At 70.1% G+C, this 23,062-nt stretch carries 20 protein-coding genes and 1 pseudogene; 9 read left to right on the forward strand and 12 right to left on the reverse strand.

Annotated features, from left to right (window positions below):
- Positions 1–4: 4 nt before the first annotated feature.
- The 5 genes from ABZY31_RS00760 to dnaA form a co-directional block, all read right to left on the reverse strand.
- Positions 5–550 carry a DUF721 domain-containing protein gene (locus ABZY31_RS00760; protein WP_356403134.1) on the reverse strand — a complete coding sequence of 182 codons (546 nt, stop codon included), beginning with the start codon at positions 548–550 and terminating at the stop codon, positions 5–7.
- Positions 547–1,698 (reverse strand): DNA replication/repair protein RecF, encoded by a 1,152-nt coding sequence (gene recF / locus ABZY31_RS00765; RefSeq protein WP_356403137.1) that lies wholly within the window; start codon positions 1,696–1,698, stop codon positions 547–549. The genes ABZY31_RS00760 and recF overlap by 4 nt, the downstream gene beginning before the upstream one ends.
- 93 nt (positions 1,699–1,791) lie before the next feature.
- Complete coding sequence (gene gnd, locus ABZY31_RS00770; protein WP_356403140.1) at positions 1,792–2,667, reverse strand: phosphogluconate dehydrogenase (NAD(+)-dependent, decarboxylating); 876 nt, start codon at positions 2,665–2,667, stop codon at positions 1,792–1,794.
- Positions 2,668–2,836: 169 nt separating this feature from the next.
- Positions 2,837–3,967, reverse strand: a complete 1,131-nt coding sequence (dnaN, locus tag ABZY31_RS00775) for a DNA polymerase III subunit beta (RefSeq protein ID WP_356403142.1) — start codon at positions 3,965–3,967, stop codon at positions 2,837–2,839.
- An 843-nt stretch (positions 3,968–4,810) separates the two neighbouring features.
- Positions 4,811–6,658, reverse strand: coding sequence for a chromosomal replication initiator protein DnaA (gene dnaA, locus ABZY31_RS00780; RefSeq protein ID WP_356403145.1), 1,848 nt, complete (start codon positions 6,656–6,658; stop codon positions 4,811–4,813).
- A 355-nt stretch (positions 6,659–7,013) separates the two neighbouring features.
- On the opposite strand from dnaA, the gene rpmH reads away from it, so the two are divergent.
- The 9 genes and pseudogenes from rpmH (at position 7,014) to ABZY31_RS00825 (ending at position 13,421) form a co-directional block, all read left to right on the forward strand.
- Positions 7,014–7,151 (forward strand): 50S ribosomal protein L34, encoded by a 138-nt coding sequence (gene rpmH, locus ABZY31_RS00785; RefSeq protein WP_356403148.1) that lies wholly within the window; start codon positions 7,014–7,016, stop codon positions 7,149–7,151.
- Between the two features lie 24 nt (positions 7,152–7,175).
- Positions 7,176–7,550, forward strand: coding sequence for a ribonuclease P protein component (rnpA, locus tag ABZY31_RS00790; RefSeq protein ID WP_356403151.1), 375 nt, complete (start codon positions 7,176–7,178; stop codon positions 7,548–7,550).
- Positions 7,547–7,801: pseudogene (yidD, locus tag ABZY31_RS00795) on the forward strand (membrane protein insertion efficiency factor YidD); the annotation flags it as partial. The gene rnpA and the pseudogene yidD, both read left to right, overlap by 4 nt.
- Before the next feature lie 30 nt (positions 7,802–7,831).
- Positions 7,832–8,941 carry a membrane protein insertase YidC gene (gene yidC / locus ABZY31_RS00800; protein ID WP_356403153.1) on the forward strand — a complete coding sequence of 370 codons (1,110 nt, stop codon included), beginning with the start codon at positions 7,832–7,834 and terminating at the stop codon, positions 8,939–8,941.
- Between the two features lie 15 nt (positions 8,942–8,956).
- Complete coding sequence (locus tag ABZY31_RS00805; protein WP_356403156.1) at positions 8,957–9,472, forward strand: R3H domain-containing nucleic acid-binding protein; 516 nt, start codon at positions 8,957–8,959, stop codon at positions 9,470–9,472.
- A 108-nt stretch (positions 9,473–9,580) separates the two neighbouring features.
- Positions 9,581–10,297, forward strand: a complete 717-nt coding sequence (gene rsmG / locus ABZY31_RS00810; RefSeq protein WP_356403159.1) for a 16S rRNA (guanine(527)-N(7))-methyltransferase RsmG — start codon at positions 9,581–9,583, stop codon at positions 10,295–10,297.
- A 184-nt stretch (positions 10,298–10,481) separates the two neighbouring features.
- On the forward strand, positions 10,482–11,570 hold the full coding sequence (locus ABZY31_RS00815; RefSeq protein ID WP_356403162.1) for a ParA family protein: 1,089 nt from the start codon (positions 10,482–10,484) through the stop codon (positions 11,568–11,570).
- Positions 11,567–12,670: a ParB/RepB/Spo0J family partition protein gene (locus ABZY31_RS00820; RefSeq protein WP_356403165.1), complete on the forward strand. Its 1,104-nt coding sequence runs from the start codon at positions 11,567–11,569 to the stop codon at positions 12,668–12,670. Before ABZY31_RS00815 ends, ABZY31_RS00820 begins: the two co-directional genes overlap by 4 nt.
- Positions 12,671–12,803: 133 nt before the next feature.
- Positions 12,804–13,421 carry a GNAT family N-acetyltransferase gene (locus ABZY31_RS00825; protein ID WP_356403168.1) on the forward strand — a complete coding sequence of 206 codons (618 nt, stop codon included), beginning with the start codon at positions 12,804–12,806 and terminating at the stop codon, positions 13,419–13,421.
- A gap of 75 nt (positions 13,422–13,496) precedes the next feature.
- Here ABZY31_RS00825 and trxA read toward each other — a convergent pair whose 3' ends face one another.
- The 7 genes from trxA to ABZY31_RS00860 all read right to left on the reverse strand — a co-directional run bounded on the left by trxA (position 13,497) and on the right by ABZY31_RS00860 (position 23,010).
- Positions 13,497–13,841 carry a thioredoxin gene (gene trxA / locus ABZY31_RS00830; protein ID WP_356403171.1) on the reverse strand — a complete coding sequence of 115 codons (345 nt, stop codon included), beginning with the start codon at positions 13,839–13,841 and terminating at the stop codon, positions 13,497–13,499.
- A 58-nt stretch (positions 13,842–13,899) separates the two neighbouring features.
- On the reverse strand, positions 13,900–14,859 hold the full coding sequence (gene trxB / locus ABZY31_RS00835; protein WP_356403174.1) for a thioredoxin-disulfide reductase: 960 nt from the start codon (positions 14,857–14,859) through the stop codon (positions 13,900–13,902).
- Between the two features lie 124 nt (positions 14,860–14,983).
- Positions 14,984–15,934 (reverse strand): hypothetical protein, encoded by a 951-nt coding sequence (locus ABZY31_RS00840; RefSeq protein WP_356403177.1) that lies wholly within the window; start codon positions 15,932–15,934, stop codon positions 14,984–14,986.
- The gene (sigM, locus tag ABZY31_RS00845; protein WP_356403179.1) at positions 15,931–16,626 is read right to left on the reverse strand and encodes an RNA polymerase sigma factor SigM; all 696 of its coding nucleotides are present in this window, start codon (positions 16,624–16,626) and stop codon (positions 15,931–15,933) included. Before sigM ends, ABZY31_RS00840 begins: the two co-directional genes overlap by 4 nt.
- A 26-nt stretch (positions 16,627–16,652) precedes the next feature.
- Positions 16,653–18,395: a protein kinase family protein gene (locus tag ABZY31_RS00850; RefSeq protein WP_356403182.1), complete on the reverse strand. Its 1,743-nt coding sequence runs from the start codon at positions 18,393–18,395 to the stop codon at positions 16,653–16,655.
- A 117-nt stretch (positions 18,396–18,512) separates the two neighbouring features.
- On the reverse strand, positions 18,513–20,687 hold the full coding sequence (murJ, locus tag ABZY31_RS00855) for a murein biosynthesis integral membrane protein MurJ (protein ID WP_356403185.1): 2,175 nt from the start codon (positions 20,685–20,687) through the stop codon (positions 18,513–18,515).
- 46 nt (positions 20,688–20,733) lie between these two features.
- A complete protein-coding gene (locus tag ABZY31_RS00860) occupies positions 20,734–23,010 on the reverse strand; it encodes a DUF6049 family protein (RefSeq protein ID WP_356403188.1) in 2,277 nt (758 codons plus the stop codon).
- Positions 23,011–23,062 lie beyond the last annotated feature (52 nt).

Consider the following 23,062-nt stretch of genomic DNA (forward strand, 5'->3'; position numbering starts at 1 on the left):
CCGCTCAGCCGTACGTGTCCCCGGGGCCGGTACTGCCCGGGGCCCGCAGCGGCCCGTACCGGCGGCCCCGGCCGCCCGGCCCCTGCACCTTGATCAGCCGGACCGTGCCCTGCCCGAGGTCCTCGTTGAGCCGGGCCACCAGCTGCGGGGCGAGCAGCTTCAGCTGGGCCGCCCACGCCGAGGAATCGCACCGCACGACCAGCTCACGGTCCTCGTAGCGCTCCGGTTCACAGTGCGCGGCCACTTCCGGCCCCACGATCTGCGCCCAGCGCTCCATCACGCCCGCGACCGCCATCGGCATCTCCCAGCCGCGCTCGGTGCGCAGCCGGTCCAGCGCCGCCATCAGCGGCATCGGGTCCCGGCCGTCCGCCCGGGCGCCCGAGCGCAGGCCCGGCTGGCCGTGGCGGGACTTCTTGGCGCCCGCCACGAGGCCGCGCGCCCGCGCCTGCTCCCGGGCCGCCGCCAGGGCCTGGCGGGCCAGGTCCACGCCCGACGGCTCCGGGGCCCTCGGGACCCCCGCAGCGCCGGGGCCGTTCACGTCGTCGTTCACCACCGCGTCACCTCACCGCCGGACACCCCGAACCGAGCCCCCGCCAGCACCCCCGGGACGTCGTCGTCCACGGCGGCCGTCACCAGTACCTGCTCCCCGTCGGCCACCAGCTCCGCCAGCCGTTCCCGGCGCCGCGCGTCCAGCTCGGCGAAGACGTCGTCCAGGACGAGCACCGGCTCGCTGCCCTCGGAGCGCAGCAGCTCGTAGGAGGCCAGCCGCAGCGCCAGGGCGTAAGACCAGGACTCGCCGTGGCTCGCGTAGCCCTTCGCGGGCAGTTCCCCGAGGCGCAGCAGCGCGTCGTCGCGGTGCGGGCCCACCAGGGTCACGCCGCGCTCGATCTCCTGCTTGCGCGCCCCGGCCAGGGCGCCCATGAGGACCTCGTACAGCGCTTCCCGGGTCCGCGCCGCGCCCGAGTCCACCGCCTCTCCCGCCTCCCCGGCCAGCGAGGTCGGCCGGTAGACGAGCCCGAGCGGGCCGCCGCCGGGCGCGAGCTGCTCGTACGCCTTGTCGGCCAGCGGCAGCAGGACGGAGATCAGGTCCAAGCGCTGGGCCAGCAGCTCGGCGCCGGTGCGGGCCAGGTGCTGGTCCCACACGTCCAGGGTGGAGAGGTCCATGGAGCGGCCGCCGTGGCGCCGGGCCATCGCGGCCGACTTGAGCAGGGTGTTGCGCTGCTTGAGCACCCGCTCGTAGTCGGAGCGGACCGCCGCCATCCGCGGCGAGCGCGCGGTGACCAGCTCGTCCAGGAAGCGGCGGCGCTCCCCGGGGTCGCCCTTGACCAGGGCCAGGTCCTCGGGCGCGAACAGCACCGTCCGTACGATCCCCAGCACGTCCCGCGGTCTGACCTGCGAGGACCGGTTGATGCGGGCCCGGTTGGCGCGGCCCGGGTTCAGCTCCAGCTCGACGAGCTGGCTGCGCTCGCCCTGGGTCACGGCCGCTCGGATCACCGCGCGCTCGGCGCCCATCCGCACGAGCGGGGCGTCGGAGGAGACGCGGTGGCTGCCGAGGGTGGCGAGGTAGCCGACGGCCTCGACCAGGTTGGTCTTGCCCTGGCCGTTGGGGCCCACGAAGGCCGTGACGCCCGGGTCGAGCGGAACCTCGACCCGGGCGTACGAGCGGAAGTCGGCCAACGACAGATGCGATACGTGCATGACGGCGCCGACCTCCCCCGGCCCTACTGCGTGGTACTGCTGGTGGTGCTGATGCTGCTGTGGTGCTGCCGGGTGGTGTGCGGCGGCTCCTCGCTACTTCTTCTCGACCGCGTGGCCGCCGAACTGGTTGCGCAGCGCGGCGATCATCTTCATCTGCGGGGAGTCCTCCTGGCGCGAGGCGAAGCGCGCGAACAGCGACGCGGTGATCGCCGGCAGCGGCACCGCGTTGTCGATCGCGGCCTCGACCGTCCAGCGGCCCTCGCCGGAGTCCTGGGCGTAGCCCTTGAGGCCTTCGAGGTGCTCGTCGTCGTCCAGTGCGTTCACCGCCAGGTCCAGCAGCCAGGAGCGGATGACCGTGCCCTCCTGCCAGGAGCGGAAGACCTCGCGGACGTCGGTGACCGAGTCCACCTTCTCCAGCAGCTCCCAGCCCTCGGCGTAGGCCTGCATCATGGCGTACTCGATGCCGTTGTGAACCATCTTCGCGAAGTGGCCCGCACCGATCTTGCCGGCGTGCACGGCGCCGTACTCGCCCTCGGGCTTGAGGGCGTCGAAGACGGGCTGGACGGTCGCGACGTGCTCGGGGGCGCCGCCGTACATCAGCGCGTAGCCGTTCTCCAGGCCCCAGACGCCGCCGGAGACGCCGCAGTCGACGAAGCCGATGCCCTTGGCGGCCAGCTCGGCGCCGTGCTTCTCGTCGTCCGTCCAGCGGGAGTTGCCGCCGTCGACCACGATGTCGCCGGGCGAGAGCAGTTCGCCCAGCTCGTCGACGGTGGACTGGGTGGCCTCGCCGGCCGGGACCATCACCCACACCACGCGGGGGGCCTGCAGTCTGTCCACAAGTTCGGACAGGCTGTGGACATCGGCGAGGTCGGGGTTGCGGTCGAATCCGATGACGGTGTGGCCTGCGCGGCGGATGCGCTCGCGCATGTTGCCACCCATTTTGCCGAGACCGACGAGACCGAGCTCCATCAGGTGGTTCCTTAAGCGTCTAGGCGATTTTTCCCGGGTTTTCCCGCGTCCGAGCCTACGCCGGGCCGCGCGGCCCGGCCCATCCGGCGCCGCGGGGGAAGGCGGCAGGCCCGGACCCGCGGGCGGCGGGACCGGGCCTGGGCGGCCTGCTGGCGGCGGACGGTCCGGGTCAGCCGGAGAGGCGCACCGGCATGATCAGGTACTTGTACGCCTCGTCGGCCTCGGCGTCGACGGCCGGGCGGCCGCTCAGCAGCGCGGGCTTCGTCGAGGTGGTGAAGCTCAGCTGGGCGGCGGGCGAGTCGATCGCGCTCAGGCCGTCGAGCAGGAAGGTCGGGTTGAAGGCGATCGAGATGTCGTCGCCCTCCAGCTTGGCGTCGACGCGCTCCACAGCCTGTGCATCGTCGCTGGAACCGGCTTCCAGGATCAGCACGCCCTGCTCGAAGCTCAGCCGGACCGGGGTGTTGCGCTCGGCGACCAGGGCCACGCGCTTGACGGCCTCGACGAAGGGGGCGGTCTCGATCACGGCGATGGAGTTGAACTCGGTCGGGAAGAGCGTGCGGTACTTCGGCAGGTCGCCTTCGAGCAGCCGGGTGGTGGTGCGGCGGCCCGCGCCCTCGAAGCCGATCAGGCCCTCGCCCTTGCCGGAGCCGGAGAGCGCCAGGGTGACCGTGTCACCGCTGGTCAGGGACTTGGCGGTGTCCAGGAGCGTCTTGGCGGGCACCAGGGCCACGGCCGAGGCCTCCGGGTCCTCCGGCTTCCACAGGAACTCGCGGACCGCGAAGCGGTAGCGGTCGGTGGAGGCCAGGGTGACGCGCTCGCCCTCGATCTCGATCCGCACACCGGTGAGCACCGGCAGGGTGTCGTCGCGGCCGGCGGCGATGGCCACCTGGGCCGCGGCGGAGGCGAAGACGTCACCGGGGACGGTGCCGGTCGCGGTCGGCATCTGCGGCAGCGCCGGGTATTCCTCCACAGGCAGGGTGTGGAGCGTGAACCGCGAGGAGCCACAGACCACGGTCGCCCGTACACCGTCTGTGGAAATCTCCACCGGCCGGTTGGGGAGGGCGCGGCAGATGTCGGCGAGCAGCCGGCCGGAGACGAGGACCGTGCCGTCCTCCTCGACGTCCGCCTCGACCGAGACGCGGGCCGAGACCTCGTAGTCGAAGCCGGAGAGGCTCAGGGTGCCCTCCTCGGCCTTCAGCAGCAGGCCCGCGAGAACGGGCACCGGCGGCCGGGCCGGGAGGCTACGGGCGGCCCAGGCCACCGCCTCCGCGAGTACGTCGCGCTCCACCCGGATCTTCACCGGAAACCGCCTCCTGCTGATTGCTGGCCTTCGTCGTCGGCTGGAGGCTCTCTGCCCCGATGCCGGAGACCAGTCTGACGCACACCGCCGACAGCCGTTGCTGTCGGCGGTCAAGTCGGGTGGGAGGTGTCGGGATGCCGGAAGCGGCGAGTTGTGCACAGGCCCTGCTTGAAAACCAGACCAGGCCTAACTGTCCATAGGGGTAGTAGTAGGGCCTGTGGATACAGTGGATAACTGCCTTTTCGCAGGTCAGCGCGCGTTTTTTATCCACCGGGCCTGTGGGCGGAGCCGGTGGATAACCCACGGTGTCTGTGGAGAACAAAAACTTCTGCACAGGCCGTCCCCAGGTGACCCCGGTTACTCCACAGGTGCGTCCCCAGGTTTCCCCCGGTACTCCACAACCCAAACGTCTACATCGGTGTGACCGCTTTCACTCGGGGTGGTGACAGGGGCCCCTCGGTTGCCGAACAGTGGACAAGGGTGTGGAGAAGCACCCCGATCCTGTGCACGGTGGATCCAAACCTGTGGGTTGCCGGTGGACAGAGCCGTGGACGAACCTGTGGACAAAAAGTTGTCCACAGCCTGTGGACAAAGGTTGCGCACAAATCCACAGGGTCATGACCTGGGCTGATGATCGCTCAGGACAGGCCCCTGTGGACAGATTGTGGGTGACGGTCCCGGTCCCCAGCCTGTGGACGACAGAAAGTCGCCCAATCTGTGGATGAGTTGGCCTCGCGGGGGCGTATTCGAACAACTTGGGGGCGCACGCACGACGAAGGGCGCCCCCGGTGTGCTCCGGAAGCGCCCTTTGGCGGTGCTCGCTGGCGGGCCCAAGGCCCGGAATCAGGCGTTCTTGATGCGGTTGGTCAGCTCCGTGACCTGGTTGTAGATGGACCGCCGTTCGGCCATCAGCGCGCGGATCTTGCGGTCCGCGTGCATGACGGTGGTGTGGTCCCGGCCGCCGAACTGCGCCCCGATCTTGGGCAGGGAGAGGTCCGTCAGCTCCCGGCAGAGGTACATGGCGATCTGGCGGGCCGTCACCAGCACCCGGCTGCGCGAGGAGCCGCACAGGTCGTCCACGGTCAGCCCGAAGTAGTCCGCCGTGGCGGCCATGATGTCCGCGGCCGTGATCTCCGGGGCCGCGTCCTCGCCGCCGGGGATCAGGTTCTTGAGGACGTCCTCGGTCAGCCCGAGGTCCACCGGCTGCCGGTTCAGGCTGGCGAAGGCCGTCACCCGGATCAGCGCCCCCTCCAGCTCGCGGATGTTGCGCGAGATCCGGGAGGCGATGAACTCCAGTACCTCCGGCGGGGCGTTGAGCTGCTCCTGGACCGCCTTCTTGCGCAGGATCGCGATCCGGGTCTCCAGCTCGGGCGGCTGGACGTCGGTGATCAGGCCCCACTCGAAGCGGTTGCGGAGCCGGTCCTCCAAGGTGACGAGCTGCTTGGGCGGCCGGTCGGAGGAGAGCACGATCTGCTTGTTCGCGTTGTGCAGCGTATTGAAGGTGTGGAAGAACTCCTCCTGCGTCGACTCCTTGCTCGCGAGGAACTGGATGTCGTCGACGAGCAGGATGTCCATCTCGCGGTAGCGCTTGCGGAACGCGTCGCCCTTGCCGTCGCGGATGGAGTTGATGAACTCGTTGGTGAACTCCTCGGAGCTCACGTACCGCACCCGGGTACCCGGGTAGAGGCTGCGCGCGTAGTGCCCGATGGCGTGCAGCAGGTGCGTCTTGCCGAGTCCCGACTCCCCGTAGATGAAGAGGGGGTTGTAGGCCTTGGCCGGCGCCTCGGCTACGGCGACCGCGGCGGCGTGCGCGAAGCGGTTGGAGGCGCCGATGACGAAGGTGTCGAAGAGGTACTTGGGGTTGAGGCGGGCCGTGGGCTCCAGCGGGCCCGAGGAGGAACCGCCCGAGCCGCCGGAGGAGCCCGACTGCCTGCCGGTGCCGCTCTGTCCGCCCGGGCCGCCGGGGCCGCCGGGGCCGGTGCGTCCGGGGGCGGGGCGCGGCGCGGGCTGCTCGTACTGCTGCTGCTCGTAGGAGGACTTGTCGTAGGACTGCTGCTCGTAGCCCTGCTGACGGTTCTGCTCGTACTGCTGCGGATCGTACGGCGGCTCGTAGCCCTGGGATTCGGACTGCTGGAGGTAGCCGGGCTGCGGGGAGGCGTACGGGTCGCGCTCCGGGTAGCCGCCGGGGCGCGGCTGCTGCCAGCCGTACTCGTCCTGCTGGCCGCCGCGGGGCCAGGCGCCGGGCTCGGGGCGCTGCTGCTGGTAGTCCGGGTAGGCGGGGCGGGCGGTGGGGCCCTGGTCTTCGGCGGGGCCGGTGTGCCCCGAGTGACCGGTGTGGCCTCCGGCGCGCTGGCCGGAGTAGGAACCGGACTCATAGGAGTCGCGCTGCGGCCCTTGGGACTGCGGAGCGGGCTCGCCGGCGGAGTCGTCCACGGTGATGGCGATCCGGATGGGGCGGCCGCATTCGCGGCTCAGCGCGTCACTGATCAGAGGGGCGAGCCGGCCCTCCAGGACGCGCTTGCCCCATTCGTTGGGGACGGCCAGCAGCGCGGTGTCGGCGACGAGGGCCAGCGGCTGGCAGCGTTCGACCCACTGCTTGTCCTTGGGCTCGATGCCCTGCTGACCTTCCCCGAGCAGCTTCTCGAGCACGCGCGGCCACACTGCGGCAAGATCGGCAGGTACGTCAGCCACAGAGCACGCTCTCTCACGGGGGTCCCACGAATGTGTGGTTCTTTGGGACGGTCGGGACAAAAAATCAGGGGTCGGGCAACGGTAGTCAGGCCGACGGGTACGGTTCAAGTCGTTGTCCACAGCCTGTGCACAGTGGACCACGTCGCCGCCTCGGTTTGACCGGATGGCGTAGCCGCGCGTACCGTAACGAGGTCGAGTTGTCGATGGCTGCTGCCGCCTGCCTACCGATGGGCGAAGATCACCCTTAGTGATCATGTAGCGGTGCCACTCGGGCGATCACGCGAGTTTCCTCGTGGGCGCACGGTGACAGCCAGGCGATGTCCCGCCACAACGATTCATTCTCTGGAGCCCCCGAGTGAGCAAGCGCACCTTCCAGCCGAACAACCGCCGTCGTGCCAAGACCCACGGCTTCCGTCTCCGGATGCGTACCCGTGCCGGTCGCGCGATCCTGGCCAACCGTCGTGGCAAGGGCCGTACCGCCCTCTCCGCGTAACCAACGCACACAGGTCGTGACGTCGTGCTGTCTCCCGAAAATCGGCTGAGGCGGCGCGAGGACTTCGCGAGCGCGGTACGCCGAGGTCGTCGGGCTGGTCGCCCGCTCCTCGTCGTACACCTACGTACCAGCGGTGCCACGGACCCGCACGAGCCGGGGGAGATCGATCCCTCGACGCGTGCGGGTTTCGTCGTCAGCAAGGCGGTAGGTGTCGCCGTCGTCCGCAGCCGGGTCAAGCGCAGGCTGCGCCATCTTGTCCGCGAGCGGCTCTCCGAGCTGCCCGCCGGTAGCCTGGTGGTGGTGCGTGCGTTGCCCGGAGCGGGCGAGGCCGACTATGACGATCTTGCCCGGGACCTGGACGCCGCACTGGCGCGGCTCCTGGGAGGCGTGGCTCGATGAAGTACCCGCTGCTCGCCCTGATCAAGCTGTACCAGTGGACGATCAGTCCGCTGCTCGGCCCGGTGTGCCGTTATTACCCGTCGTGCTCGCGCTACGGCTATGCGGCCATCGACCGGCATGGTGCGGTGAAGGGGACAGTACTGACCGCCTGGCGGATCCTGCGGTGCAACCCGTGGAGTCCTGGCGGTGTGGATCATGTCCCACCCCGTAAACGCCCGCGTTGGCACGAGCAGCTGCGCAGTGCGTTGCGTCGATCTCGCATTGCTCAAGGAGCCTGATTAGTGGACACGATTGCCAGTCTGTTCAGCTTTATCACCTATCCCGTCTCGTGGATCATCGTTCAGTTCCACCAGGTCTACGGCGCGGTCTTCGGTGCGGACAGTGGGTGGGCCTGGGGCCTGTCCATCGTGTCCCTGGTGATCCTGATCCGTATCTGCCTGATCCCGCTCTTCGTGAAGCAGATCAAGTCGACGCGGGGCATGCAGGCGCTCCAGCCGAAGATGAAGGCGATCCAGGAGCGCTACAAGAACGACAAGCAGCGTCAGTCCGAAGAGATGATGAAGCTGTACAAGGAGACGGGTACCAACCCGCTGTCCTCGTGCCTTCCCATCCTCGCGCAGTCGCCGTTCTTCTTCGCGCTCTACCACGTGCTGTCGAGCATCGCCAACGGCACGACCATCGGCGTCATCGACAAGCCGCTGCTGGAGAGCGCCCGTAACGCTCACATCTTCGGTGCCCCGCTGGCGTCCAAGTTCATGGACAGCGCGGACAAGGTCGCGAGCCTGAACGCCTCGATCGTCGACGTGCGGATCGTCACCGCCGTCATGATCGTCATGATGTCCTTCTCGCAGTTCTACACCCAGCGTCAGCTGATGCAGAAGAACGTCGACCTCTCGGTCAAGACGCCGTTCATGCAGCAGCAGAAGATGCTGATGTACATCTTCCCGCTGATCTTCGCGGTGATGGGAATCAACTTCCCCGTCGGTGTCCTCGTCTACTGGCTGACCACGAACGTGTGGACCATGGGCCAGCAGATGTACGTGATCAGCCAGAACCCGACTCCGGGCAGCAAGGCGCAGGACCAGTACCTCACCCGTCTGGTCAAGCACGTCGGTTCGCACGGCCAGATCAAGGGCCGGGGCAAGAAGAAGATCGTCGCGGCGATCGTGGCCAAGGGCCCGGACCGCAACGACAACGAGCGCAAGTTCATCACCACCCTGGCGAAGCAGGGCCTGGCCGCTCAGGCGGACGGTTCGGTGATCAAGAGTTCCGAGACCACGGCGGACGCGGACGCGGCGAGCGGTGGTGCCGCGAAGCGGCAGCAGCCCAAGCGGCAGTCGAAGTCGCAGCGGCAGTCGCCGCCCCCCGGCAAGCCCTCCACCAAGAAGTAAGAAGGAGTCCATCCCGTGACGGAAGGCACCATCTCCGCCGCCGCTGCCGAGGGTGGCGACACCCTGACCCGCCTGGAGCAGGAGGGCGAGATCGCGGCTGACTACCTTGAGGGTCTGCTGGACATCGCCGATCTGGACGGTGACATCGACATGGACGTCGAGGCCGACCGGGCCGCGGTGTCGATCGTCAGTGATTCGGCGAGCCGTGACCTGAGCAAGCTCGTGGGGCGCGACGGCGAGGTGCTGGAGGCTCTGCAGGAACTGACGCGCCTGGCCGTGCACCGGGAGACCGGCGACCGGAGCCGGCTGATGCTGGACATCGCGGGGTTCCGTGCCAGGAAGCGCGAGGAGCTGGCGGTCATCGGTGCGCAGGCTGCGGCGGACGCCAAGTCCTCGGGCGAGCCGGTCAAGCTTGCCCCGATGACTCCGTTCGAGCGCAAGGTCGTCCACGACGCCGTGGCGGCGGCCGGCCTGAGCAGCGAGTCCGAGGGCGAGGAGCCGCAGCGCTTCGTCGTTGTGCTCCCCGCCTGATCGCGAGCGCGAGTGTTCGGCCCCGTCTGTAGCGCAGGCGGGGCCGAAGTTTGTCAGCCTGACTGTTGAACTACACGATGTTGAGTGCGGTACGGAAGGACGGTCCCCGTGACGGAGACAGCGGAGCTTCCCCCGGCGCCCGAAGAAGCGCGCGCGGTATTCGGTGAGTACTTCCCGGAAGCTGTCCGCTACGCCGAGCTGCTGGCGGACGCGGGAGTGGAGCGGGGCCTGATCGGGCCCCGTGAGGTCCCACGGCTGTGGGAGCGGCACCTGCTGAACTGCGCGGTGCTGTCCGAGGTGGTGCCGGAGAACGTCACCGTGTGCGACGTGGGCTCCGGGGCGGGTCTGCCCGGCATCCCGCTGGCCCTGGTGCGGCGGGATCTGAAGATCACGTTGCTGGAGCCGCTGCTGCGGCGCACGAACTTCCTCCAGGAGGCCGTGGAGCTGCTGGGCCTCGACCACGTCACCGTGGTGCGCGGCCGCGCGGAGGAAGTCCTCGGCAAGGTGCAGCCGGTGCACGTGGTGACGGCGCGTGCCGTGGCTCCTCTGGACCGGCTGGCCGGCTGGGGTGTGCCGCTGCTGCGTCCGTACGGAGAGATGCTGGCGCTCAAGGGGGACACGGCCGAGGAGGAGCTGGTGGCGGCGAAGTCCGCGCTGGCGAAGCTCGGTGTGGTGAAGACCTCGGTGCTGCACGTCGGTGAGGGGATCGTGGATCCGCTCTCGACCGTGGTCCGGGTGGAAGTGGGAGAAAGCCCCGGCGGAGTGAGGTTTGCGGCCAAGCGGGCTAAGGCTGCACGGGTGTCACGGACGCGCCGCCGCCGCTGACCGGTGGACGCGGCGCATCGTGTTTCACGTGAAACGTCGCTCTCTGCTGCACGGAATCATCAGCCGCGGCCGCGCGGCCACCTCCCCGCGTGACCGCAAGGACAACCCGAGGGTGATCGAGTTGTCCACAACGGTGGAATCATCCACAGGAGTACGGGCCCCGCTGGTTCGCGACCCCGAAGGCATGGCAGGCTCTGTTCATCGCGAGCCTGATGTCGAGGAGAGTGAACCCGTGCGGTCTGACGCCAACCTCGCGGGGCCGTTGGCCGACCCGGTCCCCGGTCCCCGCTCAGAGTCGGCGGGCGACGATGTTTCACGTGAAACATCGTCTCCGCCCCTTGTGGACAATGACACCCCGATCGGCCGTGCCGCCCAGATGGCGGTAGAAGCGTTGGGCCGGGCCGGTGAAGGTCTGCCGCGCCCCGACCAGACGCGGATCATGGTGGTGGCCAACCAGAAGGGTGGCGTCGGCAAGACCACGACGACCGTCAACCTGGCTGCGTCGCTGGCACTGCACGGCGCCCGGGTCCTGGTGATCGACCTCGACCCGCAGGGCAACGCCTCCACGGCGCTTGGCATCGATCACCACGCCGATGTGCCGTCCATCTACGACGTCCTGGTGGAGAGCAGGCCCCTGCTGGAGGTCGTCCAGCCGGTGGCCGACGTGGAAGGTCTCTTCTGCGCTCCCGCCACGATCGACCTGGCGGGCGCCGAGATCGAGCTGGTGTCGCTGGTGGCCCGCGAGAGCCGGCTCCAGCGGGCGATCCAGGCGTACGAGCAGCCGCTCGACTACATCCTCATCGACTGCCCTCCCTCGCTGGGACTTCTGACGGTGAACGCTCTGGTCGCGGGCGCGGAGGTGCTGATCCCGATCCAGTGCGAGTACTACGCGCTGGAGGGGCTGGGACAGCTGCTGCGCAACGTCGACCTGGTGCGCGCCCACCTCAACCCGAACCTTCACGTCTCCACGATCCTGCTGACCATGTACGACGGCAGGACCCGGCTGGCCTCCCAGGTCGCCGAGGAGGTGCGCAGCCACTTCGGCAACGAGGTGCTGCGGACGAGCATCCCGCGGTCGGTGCGCATCTCGGAGGCCCCGAGCTACGGGCAGACGGTGCTCACCTACGACCCGGGTTCCAGTGGTTCCCTCTCCTACCTGGAGGCCGCGCGCGAGATCGCGCTGCGCGGGGTCGGAATCCGGTACGACGCCCGGCACGCCCATCTGGGCGCCGGTGTGAACAGCACGCAGAGCATGTCGGAGGGGATCCAGTGAGTGAGCGACGTAGGGGTCTGGGGCGGGGACTCGGTGCGCTGATTCCCGCGGCTCCGCAAGAGAGAAGCCCCTCGGTGGTGGGCGCGGGATCGACGTCGCCGTCGGCGGTTCCGGTCCTGCCCTCGGAGCGCGGGATCGCGGCGGCGAAGCTGGCTTCGCTGGCGCAGGCCGATGTTTCACGTGAAACCGATGTTTCACGTGAAACGGAGCGGGCGGCGGTCGAGCCGGAGGCGGCCGGGCTGCTCGCGGCGACCACGGTGGCAGGCGCGATGTTCGCCGAGCTTGCCATGGACGCGATCACGCCCAACCCGCGGCAGCCGCGTGAGGTGTTCGACGAGGACGCACTCGCGGAGCTGGTCACTTCCATCCAGGAGGTAGGTCTGCTCCAGCCGGTGGTGGTCCGGCAGTCCGGTCCCGGGCGCTACGAACTCATCATGGGCGAGCGGCGCTGGCGTGCCTGCCGCAAGGCCGGCCTGGAGCGGATTCCCGCGATCATCCGGGCGACCGATGACGAAAAGCTCCTGCTGGACGCGCTCCTGGAGAACCTGCACCGGGCGCAGCTGAACCCGCTGGAAGAGGCGGCCGCGTACGACCAGCTGCTCCAGGACTTCCACTGCACCCACGATCAACTGGCGGACCGGATCGGGCGTTCGCGGCCGCAGGTCTCCAACACGCTGCGGCTGCTGAAGCTCTCGCCAAGGGTTCAGCGCCGGGTGGCGGCGGGCGTCCTTTCGGCGGGGCACGCGCGGGCCCTGCTGTCGGTGGAGGACTCCGACGAGCAGGACCGACTGGCCCACCGGATCGTGGCGGAAGGCCTGTCGGTGCGGGCGATCGAGGAGATCGTCACGCTGATGGGGTCGCAGCCGACGAGTTCGGTGAAGCCGAAGGGCCCCCGGGCGGGGGCCCGGGTGGCTCCGGCGCTGAACGATCTGGCGTCGCGGCTCTCGGACCGGTTCGAGACGCGGGTGAAGGTGGATCTGGGTCAGAAGAAGGGCAAGATCACCGTCGAGTTCGCCTCGATGGAGGATCTGGAGCGCATCCTGGGCACGCTGGCCCCGGGTGAGGGACGGGTGCTGGAGCAGGGAATCGCCGGGGAGTGATCCCGGTCGCCTCGGGGCGGGTCGTGCCGGTGGGAACCGGTGCGGCCCGCCCTTTGCCGTGTTCCGCTCCTTTTGCCCGGCCCTTTGTCGTGCTCCGGTGTCGGAGCGGGGAGCCGGTGGATACGATGCGTCCATGGGTCGCAGGGTCGTACCGCTCACGCTGGACAACCTCCGGGACCTGCCCAGACGTTGCCGTTCCTGTGTGTTCTGGGAGCTGGATCCCGTCAGTGGCAATGCCGCGGTGAAGTCCGGGACCGCGGAGCAGGAGAAGGAAGCGTGGATCTCCGCGGTTCTGCTGGAATGGGGTTCCTGCGGCCGGTTGGTCTTCGTGGACGACGTCCCGGTGGGCTTCGTGCTGTACGCCCCGCCCGCCTATGTGCCGCGGGCGACCGCGTTCCCCACGAGTCCCGTGTCGCCGGATGCCGTCCAGCTGATCACGGCGTGGATCATGCCGGGCTATCAGGGCCAAGGCCTGGGGCGGGTGATGGTGCAGACGGTCGCCAAGGACCTGCTGCGGCGCGGGTTCCGCGCGATCGAGGCCTTCGGGGACGCGCGGTGGGAGGGACCGGCTTGTCTCCTGCCCGCGGATCACCTGTTGGCGGTGGGCTTCAAGACGGTCCGGCCGCATCCGGTGCACCCGAGGCTGCGCCTGGAGCTGCGCTCCACGCTGTCGTGGAAGGAAGACGTGGAGCTGGCCCTGGACCGGCTGCTGGGCGGCGCGCGCAAGGAGCCGGCCCTGCGCCCGCTCTGATCCGTCCCGGAGATGCGCGAACGGGGCCGCCCCAGCAGGGGCGGCCCCGTTCGCGTACCGGGTTCGACCGACGGCTCAGGCGACCGGCTTGATGGTCACGAAGCCGTCGAGGTCGCGCAGGATGGCGGCCTTCGGCTTGGCACCGACGATGGTCTTGACGACTTCGCCGCCCTTGTAGACGTTCAGCGTCGGGATGGACATGACGCCGTACTTGGCGGCGGTGTCCGGGTTCTGGTCGATGTTGAGCTTGACGATCTCGATCTCATCGCCGTACTCGGCCGCGATGGCCTCCAGGGACGGGGCGATCTGGCGGCACGGGCCGCACCATTCGGCCCAGAAGTCCACGAGGACGGGCTTGTCGCTGGCCAGGACGTCCGCGTCGAAGCTCGCGTCGGTCACAGTCTTCAGGGTGCCGGCCACAACGGCCTCCTTCTTCTTTACGGGGTGTGGGGTGTGGGGGTGGTGCCGGGGGGTGGGCTCAGACGGCCGCGGCGGCGTGCTCGGCGTCCGTGAGGGCGGCCAGGAAGCGCTCGGCGTCCAGGGCGGCGGAGCAGCCCGTGCCTGCGGCGGTGATGGCCTGGCGGTAGGTGTGGTCCACCACGTCGCCCGCGCCGAACACGCCGGTCAGGTTGGTGCGGGTGGAGGGGGCGTCGACCTTGAGGTAGCCCTCTGCATCCAGCTCCAGCTGGCCCTTGAAGAGTTCGGTCCGCGGGTCGTGGCCGACGGCGATGAAGAGACCCGTCACGGGAAGCTCGGAGGTCTCACCGGTCTTGGTGTTGCGCAGGGTCAGACCGGTCAGCTTCGGGTCACCGTGGATCGCGGCGACCTCGCTGTCCCAGGCGAACTTGATCTTCGGGTCGGCGAAGGCGCGGTCCTGCATCGTCTTGGAGGCGCGCAGGCTGTCACGCCGGTGGATGATCGTGACGGACTTGGCGAACCGGGAGAGGAAGGTCGCCTCCTCCATCGCGGTGTCGCCGCCACCGACGACGGCGATGTCCTGGTCCTTGAAGAAGAACCCGTCGCAGGTGGCGCACCAGGAGACACCCCGGCCGGAGAGCGCGTCCTCGTTGGGCAGGCCGAGCTTGCGGTGCTGGGAGCCCGTGGTGACGATGACGGCCTTGGCACGGTGCACGGTACCGGCGGTGTCGGTGACGGTCTTGATGTCACCGGTCAGGTCGACGGAGACGATGTCGTCCGGAACCAGCTCGGCGCCGAAGCGCTCGGCCTGGTCGCGCATGTTGTCCATGAGGTCGGGGCCCATGATGCCGTCACGGAAGCCGGGGAAGTTCTCGACCTCGGTGGTGTTCATGAGCGCACCGCCCGCGGTGACGGCGCCCTCGAAGACGAGGGGCTTGAGCGAGGCACGTGCGGTGTACAGGGCGGCCGTGTAACCGGCCGGCCCGGAGCCGATGATGATCACGTTTCGGACGTCGCTCACGGGTACTTTCCTCGTCTCTGCGGACTGCTTCTTGCCTACCGGGGGGCCGGTGCGGACCTTCACCCCACCCAACGGATCCTACGGCGCGAGCATTCCCGAGTTGTCCCCGTGGCGTCCGCGGGCTTCAGTGGCGCGGGTAGGTGCTGGTCAGCAGCACCGCGCCCGGGCCAGCCCCGGCGGCGTCCGCGCAGGCGGAGTCGACGAGGTAGGCGTCCACCAGAGCGGCATCTCCCGGGTGCGGCAGGACCACCAGGTGGACACGGGTGCCCTGGTAGCTGCCCTGCCCGCTCGCGAGCGGAGTATCCGCCCGCCCGGTGCCCTCTTGGACGCACTGCGGGACGGGACCCGCCGCCCGGCGGTCCTGGGGGGCGATCGCCCCGTCGGACGAGGTGTTCCCGTCGGGCGAGGTCTTCTGGAGCCCTGGGCTGCGTCCCTCCGGGGTTGACTGCCCGGCGACGCTCCCCTCGGCGAGCAGGTTCTGGACGGCGGAGCGCAGGTTCTGGGCGGAATACTCGCCCGCGGCCCTGGGCTCGGCCAGCGTGCTGGCGGCGTCCTTGCGGGCTGAGGTGCTCTGCGAGGACGAGTGCGGCAGGGCGGTGAAGAGGAAGACCCCGAGGGCGCAGGCCGCGGCTCCGGCCAGTCCGGTCAGCACGGCGATGCGCCTGCGGGCACGACGCCGTCCGGGGCCGGTCGGGCCTGTGGGGTGTCCCCCCGGCGCGCGGGCGGCGGGCGATGTTTCACGTGAAACATCCGGAGCAGCGGGGCGCACCGGGACGGGGCGGGGTTCCGGGGCAGGGCCCCGGGCGTCGAGCAGGGCTTCCGCCGCCAGTGCCGCGTCGATGCGGCCCGCGATGTCCACGGGCATCCGCGGCGGCCCGGGAAGCGTGCCGAGAAGCGAACGGATCTCGTCCAGGGAGGCGCGGACATCGGCGCACAGGGCGCATGCGGCCAGGTGGCGCCGTACCTCGGACGTCCGGGAAGGAGAGAGGAGACCCTCGGTCAGGTCGGAGATCTCCGAGACCTCCGGGTGCCGGATCGTGCCGGTCACACCGGTCGCGCCGGTCGTGGGGGTCATGTTCGTCCACCTCCGCCCTTCACCGAGCCTGGATCTGGATGTCTGGGCTCTGCCGCTGGTGGGACGGATGTCCCCTGCGTCCGGTTCCTTCCCCGCTCGGCGTCGGTGTTATCCACGGGATCGGCGCGCAGATGAGTGAGGCGCGGGGCGAGTTTCGCCCGGCCACGGGCACAGCGGCTCTTCACGGTCCCGGTGGGGACGTCCAGGATCCGGGCTGCTTCGGCCACGGGATAGCCCTGCATGTCGACCAGGACGAGGACGGCCCGCTGCTCGGGCGGCAGGGTGGCCAGAGCCGCCAGGAGCTGCCGGTGGAGGTCGTGGCGCTCGGCGGGGGCGTCGGCGGGCTCGTGCGGCTCCAGGAGCCGCTCCAGGCGCTCCGTGTCGTCGAGGGGCGCGGTCTTGCGCGAGGCGGCCTTGCGGGCCCGGTCCAGGCAGGCGTTCACGGTGATCCGGTGCAGCCAGGTGGTGACGGCCGACTCGCCCCGGAAGGTGTGGGCGGCCCGGTAGGCGGAGACCAGGGCGTCCTGGACGGCGTCGGCGGCCTCCTCGCGGTCGCCGAGTGTCCGCAGCGCAACGGCCCACAGCCGGTCGCGGTGGCGCCGCACGAGTTCACCGAACGCGTCGGGGTCTCCGGCGGCGTGCAGCGCCAGGAGTTCCTGGTCGCTGCGGCCGCCGGGTGCGGCGTCGTCCAACGGTGAGCCCCTCCCCTGCCGCGGCCTCAGCCGGAGAACTTCACGTCCGTGACGGCCTGCTTGTAGCCCGCGTCGCTGTACTGGTCGGGGCCGGACATGGGCATGGCGGTGATCCAGAGGACCACGTAGCGCGTCTTGACGGGCTTCTCCGCGGTCAGGGTCAGGCTGCTGTCCTTGGTGGTGCCCGCGGCGATCTTCTTCATGGAGCCGACCGGCCTGGACGAGGACATGGAGGTGGCGCCGTACAGCGTGGCCGTGGTGTGGTCGCCCGCGTACCGGAGCCCTATCGAGGCGGCGGTGACCTCCTGTTCGGAGCCGAGGTCGTAGACGAGGCCGACGCCTGCTTTGTAGCCGCCGGCCTTCATGTCCGGACCGTCGAGGAAGTTCTTGGTGCGCCAGTAGGTGGAGACGTCCCCGTCGTAGGTGCTCGCCACGTCCGCTGTGTCCTGGGGCTTGCCGTCGGGGTAGTACTCCGACGCGTCCTTGATGGCGAGGGCCACGGGCGCCTTCTTCGGCGGAGCGTCGTCGGCCTTGGGCTGCGGAGCCTGCTGGTTCCCGTCGCTCTGATTGCCGCGCAGAAGGGTGTCGGCCAGCTGCCAGCTGCCCAGGCCGAGAGCGGCGATGAGCAGCGCCGCGACGCCCCACTTGAGGACCCGGCCGGTCCGGCTCTGGAGCGGGGGCGGCGGCGGGACGGGCGCCAGGGGCGTGACGGTGGTGATGCCGTTGTGCACCGCCGGGCGGCCGTAGCTGCCTTGCTGGTACGTCGTGTGCTGGTACTCGGGCGGCGCGGTGAAGGCCGGCTCGGGCGGCCGGATGCGGGGCATCGCGGCGACGGCTTTGGACAGCTCTTCCGGGGTGGTACAGGCGGGCTCCTGGCGGGAGGCCGTGGCACCGTCGTTGGCGAGCGCGCGCATGGCGAGTTCGCCCAGGCCCCGGTGGACGCCCGCGCGGACCTGGTCGGGGGCGATCAAGCCGACGCCCTTGGGCAGGCCGGTGAGGCCGTAGGCGTCGTTCTCGTAGGGCCAGCGCTGGGTGAGGGCGGCGTACAGCAGTGCGCCGATCGCCTCGGTGTCCGCGCGCTGCGGGGTGTCACTGCTGATGCCGCGCAGGGCGGCGTTCACGGCGAGGCCGCGGATGCGGTACTGGCCGCTGGAGGTGCGCAGTATGGCGCTCGGCGTGAGCCGCAGGTGGGCCAGGCCCTCCCGGTGGGCCGCCGTCATCGCCTGGGAGACCTGGCTGACGAGCTGGTACGCCTCGTGCGGCTCCAGCGGGCCCGCGGCCAGCAGGGCCGTCAGTTCGGTGGCGTCGGGCAGCCATTCGTGGACGACGTAGACGAGGTCGTTCTCTTCCACGGCGTCAAGGACCTGGACGAACCGGGGGTCGCCGAGCAGGGCGGAGGAGCGGGCCGCTGCCAGCACGGAACGGGCTCGCGGGTGGTCGGCCGGCAGCAGGTGGACGCCCACCGCCCGGCGCAGCTTCTCGTCCATCGCGCGCCAGCTGCTGAATCCGTCCAGACGGGTGACGCACTCTTCGAGCCGGTAGCGCCGAGCCAGCTTGTGACCGCTGTGCAGCTCCGGTGCGGAAGGCGCGGAGCTCTGGGACTTCTTGGCGTTCCCGCGTTTTCCGTCCGGTTCGGGCATGGGTCCGTCCGAGGCTCGTGCGTCCTGGATCTCAGTCCCGTCGGCCGTGGCCTCGACCGCCTCGGCGGTCAGCGGCTCGTCGCCGCTGTTGTCGGCCACGTCGACGGCAGCCGTGCTACGTTCCGCCACCGTCGTTCCTGCCTCCCCATCCGTTACGCGCTGTCGGCCAGTCTGCGAAGCCGTGCCAATTGTGCCCACAGTCCGACGCTATGCACGACACGCTAGGGGGGCCGATGGTTGTGCGCATCAGCGCCCCAGACGTCCGCGCACCATGCCGACCATGGCGTTGAGTTCCTCGATCCTCATGCGCTTGGCCGCGATGAGGAACACCGCCGCCAGAGTGATGCCGCCGGCCACCAGGGAGGCCAGGGAACCGGTCACTCCGCTCCCGAGCAGCCGGGTGATGCCGAAGGCGACGCCACCTCCCACGACGGCCGCGGGCACGCAGGCTCCGGCGAGGCGGGCGTAGGTCCGCATCACGTGCGCCCCGTCCAGGTCGCCGCCCAGCCGGGTGCGCAGCCGTCGCCAGGCCACACCAACGCCGACCGCGTAGCCGAGACCGTAGGCGGCGGCCATGCCGACCACGGCCCACCGCGGGGGCAGCACCAGGAACGCGGCGATCGAGACCGCCGCGTTGACGCCCGCGACGATGCAGGTGTTGTAGAAGGGGGTGCGGGTGTCCTCGTAGGCGTAGAACCCGCGCAGGACGACGTACTGCACGGAGTACGGGATCAGCCCGAGGCCGAAGGCCATCAGCACGTAGCCGATGTTCTGGGCGCCGGCGCCGGAGCCCGCGTAGAGCAGGGTGGCCATCGGCACGCCGAGGGCGAGGAAGGCGAAGGCGCAGGGCACGATCGCGACCGCCGAGGTGCGCAGCCCGTAGGAGATGTCGTCACGGACCGCGGCGACGTCCCCGTCGTGGGCCGAACGGGAGATCCGCGGCAGGACCGCCGTCATGACGGACACCGTGATGATGGCCTGCGGCATCTGCCACAGCAGCAGCGCGTAGTTGTAGGCGGTGATGCCGGTACCGGGGTGGCCCTGCTTCTCGGCGACCGATCCGGCCCAGGTGGCCAGCTGGGTGACGACGACCAGACCGACCTGGTTCGCGAGGACGAAGAAGAACGTCCACTTGGCGAGCCCGGCGGCCTTGCCGAGGCCGTGGCCCTTCCAGTCGAAGCGCAGCTTCGGGGTGAAGCCCGCGTCCCGCAGGTACGGCAGCATCGCCAGGGCCTGGACGGTGAGGCCCAGCAGGGTGCCCAGACCGAGCAGCCGGACGCCGTCGGCCGTGACGGTGGCCGCGTTGACGCCGGAGGTGGTGAAGCCGCCGAAGGCCCAGATGAAGGCGCCGAAGGTGGAGATGACGACGATGTTGTTGAGGACCGGGGTCCACATCATGGCGCCGAACCGGCCGCGGGCGTTGAGGATCTGCCCGAGCACGACGTGCACGCCCATGAAGAACATGGTCGGCAGGCAGTAGCGGGCGAAGGCGACCGCGACGTCCATCTGCTCGGGGTTCGAGGCGATCTTCGGCGACATCATCGTGATGAACAGCGGCGCCGCGAGCACGCACACCGTGGTGATGCCCGCCAACAGGACCACGACCAGGGTCAGCAGCCGGTTGGCGTAGGCCTCGCCGCCGTCGTCGTCGTTCTTCATGGCGCGCACGAGCTGCGGGATGAAGACCGCGTTGAGGGCGCCGCCGCCGACGAGGACGTAGATCATCGTCGGCAGGGTGTTGGCGATCTGGTAGGTGTCGTTGAAGGTGCCGACACCGATCGCCCCGGCGATGACCAGCGTGCGCAGGAAGCCGGTGAGGCGGGAGACGATCGTGCCCGCCGCCATCAGGGCACTGGACTTCAGCAGGCTGGAAGCGCGTCCGGCGGGCTTGCCGGGCGCGGGCGCGGCGACGGGGGCTTCCTCGGTCGCGGTGTGGGGAGCGGCCTGCTGGTCCCGGTAGAGGTGCGCGAAGGCGTCCGGCTCCGCCTCCTGGTCGGTGGCCCGGGTGACGAGCGAGTCGACGCCGACGAACTGCGTGGTGGTCGCGCTGTCGCCGTACGGCAGGTGGCGGGAGGGGCCGTCCGGTTCAGGCGGCGGTGTCTGGGCCCAGACGCGCGGGTCCGGGGAGTAGGCGGGGGCCTCCGGGGCCGCGTAGAGCGGGCCGGGCTCCTGGTAGGTGCCGGGGGGCGGCGGCGGGTGTGCGGCCCGGTCGTAGAGGACCTCGGCCACCGGGTCCTGCGCGGACAGGTCCTGTGACCGGTACGGGTCGTAGTCGTAGGCATCCTGGACATACGGGTCGTGTTCCGGCGCGGCGGCAGGCGGAGGCACCTGCCCCGGTACCGGCGTGCCCGGGGCAGTGCCCTGGGCGGGCGCTGGACCGCCGGCGCCCTGCCCGCGGTCACCGTCGTACGGCGCGTTCATCGAAACCCCACCTCATCGTCCCCAGGCCGACCGGCCACGGCGTCGCTCAACGGTCCACTGTCTCACCTGGGCCGGACCCGCTCGTGCTTTGCGGTCCGGTGTCCGGGGTCTCGTCACTCTGCTGCGTGCTGTCTTCGCCGGCGGCACGCGCCGCGACGCGCTTGCGGCTGGCATACATCTTGATGCCGGCCACGACGAGGAGCAGCACCCCGCCCGCGATGACGAGCATGACGGTCGGAGTGATCTCCGTTGCCTCCACGGTGAACCGGCGTTCCTTGCCGTAGGGAACGCCGTCCCGGGTGTAGAGCTGTGCGGTGACCTCGACGGGACCACTGGCGCTGGCGTTGGCGTCGAACTTCAAGGTCAGGCTGTGCTCGGCCTGGACGGTGACGTCCTTCTCGTCCTCGCCGTCGTCGCCGAACATCAGGCGGGTCGGGTTGGCGGACTTGAGCCGCAGCACCAGCCCGCGCACGTCCTGGACGAGGCTGTTCTGGATCGTGACCGGGATCGTCGCGCTGTGGCCGGACAGGGTCGCGTCCGACTTGGGGATCAGCTGCACCTGCTCGGTGAGACCGATCAGGTACTGCTGAACCCCGTCGCGGTAGAGCGCGGCCTGCTCGGGCCGATCGCGCCAGGAGGCGGACATCTCCCGGTTGGTGGTGTTCCCGAAGGGGATCTCGACCCGGTCGGGGGCCGAAAGGATCACCTTGAAGTGATCCAGGGTGCTCTGGGTGGTACGGATCTTCTCGAACGCCGAGACCGGCAGCTCCTGCTTGCGCAGGCCCTCGGGGTACTGGCCGGCTCCCGGAACCTGCGTGGCGGCGCTCGGATCGGGCTTGGCGGCCGCTGCGGCTTCGAGGTCGACGGGCTGGCTCCAGCGGCCCGCCTGGAGGCCGCGCAGGGCGGTGGCCATCGTCTGGACCTGGCTGGCGGAGGGCATCCGCTGGGGGGCGACGACGAAGCTGCGCTGCTCGTCGGGACCCTGCTGGTTGAGTACGAGGGTCTGGGCGAGGAACTGCTGGACCGCGAGGACGGAGTTCCCGGCGCTGAGCATGTCGCCCTCGAAGGCGGTGGAGAGCCGGGCGTCGGCGACCACGGCGGTGGCCCCCGCCCCGATCGGGCGGGCAGCGGAGGGGATGTAGCCGAGGCCCGCGTTCTCCTGGAGGAAGTCACTGCGGGTGAGGACGTTGTGGGCGCCGGCCGACGTGGCGACATTGACGATGGCCGGGTCGATGGCACCGTCCACGGGCCAGGAGAAGTCGGTGGACGGAGTGACGTGCAGGACGGTCTCCACCGCCTGCTTCGCCTTGTCGGTGGCGGGGCGCAGCTGCCCCAGGGTGCCCGAGACGTCCTTGCCGCGGTGTGCGAGGGAGGCGAGGTCAGGATCGGCGAAGGGCAGCGCGACGACCTTCTTGCCCTGGACGGCCGCCTCCAAGGCGCTCAGCCAGCGCTCGGCGACCGCCTTGTTCCTGCCCGGCACCGGCTTCCCGCCGGGGACCCGGACGCGGTAGCCCTTGGTCATGGCGTCGACCGTGTACAGCAGGTCGGGGTCGATGACCCAGGTGATGGGCAGGTCCTTGCCGAGCGAGACCATCTGCTCCAGTCGTCCGCCGGGCCGCAGCTCGTCGGCCAGGGCGTCGTCCTCGAAGACGGGGGTCTGCAACTCGTCGGAACCGGTCTCGGCCGTGAGGTGGACGCGCGAGATCAGCGGCCACACGTAGCTGAGCTGCGCGCGCTTGGCGGCGGCCTCGGGCTGCCACGGCAGCACCGTCCGCTGCATGCCGAGGACCTGCTCGGTCGTCCGGCTCTCGCTCTCGCCCGACACCGAGACGCCGAGCTGGTAGACGCCGTCCTTGTCGAGCCCCAGCTTGTCGACCGGAATCCTCAGGGTGAACGGCTGGCTGTTCTTCGCGGGCAGAGCGGAGAGCTTCGCGGAGTAGGCGGCGTCGATCTCCGCGGGATCGCTGCCGGGCCGGTATCCGCTCTGTTCGGAGGCGTCACCGATCGCCTCCCGGTCACCGAGGACCGGGCCGACGCGCAGGCCGACGTGCGCCTCGGTGATCGTCTCGCGGCTGTTGTTGGTGACGGTGCCGGAGATGGTGAGGGTGTCGCCCTTGACCGGTGCGCTCGGGGTCAGCGTGTCCAGCTGGACGTCGACCGCCGTGGCGGCGGGGGCGTTCCCGGTGGCGTGCGCCGGTGGGGCGGGGGCATACACGAGGGCGGCGAGAACCGGTGTCCCGGTGAGCATGACGATCGCGCGCCGCAGCCAGCGGCGCCGGACAGGGGCGGGTGCCGTCCCCTGGATGTCTGCCGCCTCGGCCACGCGCCCGCCCGTCCTCGAAGTGTCAGTGGTCGTCGTTTGTGCGTCCACGCAT

The sequence above is a fragment of the Streptomyces sp. NPDC006529 genome, assembly GCF_040611795.1.
GTDB lineage: Bacteria > Actinomycetota > Actinomycetes > Streptomycetales > Streptomycetaceae > Streptomyces.

Excerpts from the sequence above, each read along its gene's own strand:
- recF (WP_356403137.1), bottom strand. The coding sequence starts at position 1,698 with ATGCACGTATCGCATCTGTCGTTGGCCGACTTCCGCTCGTACGCCCGG.
- gnd (WP_356403140.1), bottom strand. The coding sequence starts at position 2,667 with ATGGAGCTCGGTCTCGTCGGTCTCGGCAAAATGGGTGGCAACATGCGC.
- ABZY31_RS00815 (WP_356403162.1), top strand. The coding sequence starts at position 10,482 with ATGGCAGGCTCTGTTCATCGCGAGCCTGATGTCGAGGAGAGTGAACCC.
- ABZY31_RS00825 (WP_356403168.1), top strand. The coding sequence starts at position 12,804 with ATGGGTCGCAGGGTCGTACCGCTCACGCTGGACAACCTCCGGGACCTG.
- ABZY31_RS00840 (WP_356403177.1), bottom strand. The coding sequence starts at position 15,934 with ATGACCCCCACGACCGGCGCGACCGGTGTGACCGGCACGATCCGGCAC.
- murJ (WP_356403185.1), bottom strand. The coding sequence starts at position 20,687 with ATGAACGCGCCGTACGACGGTGACCGCGGGCAGGGCGCCGGCGGTCCA.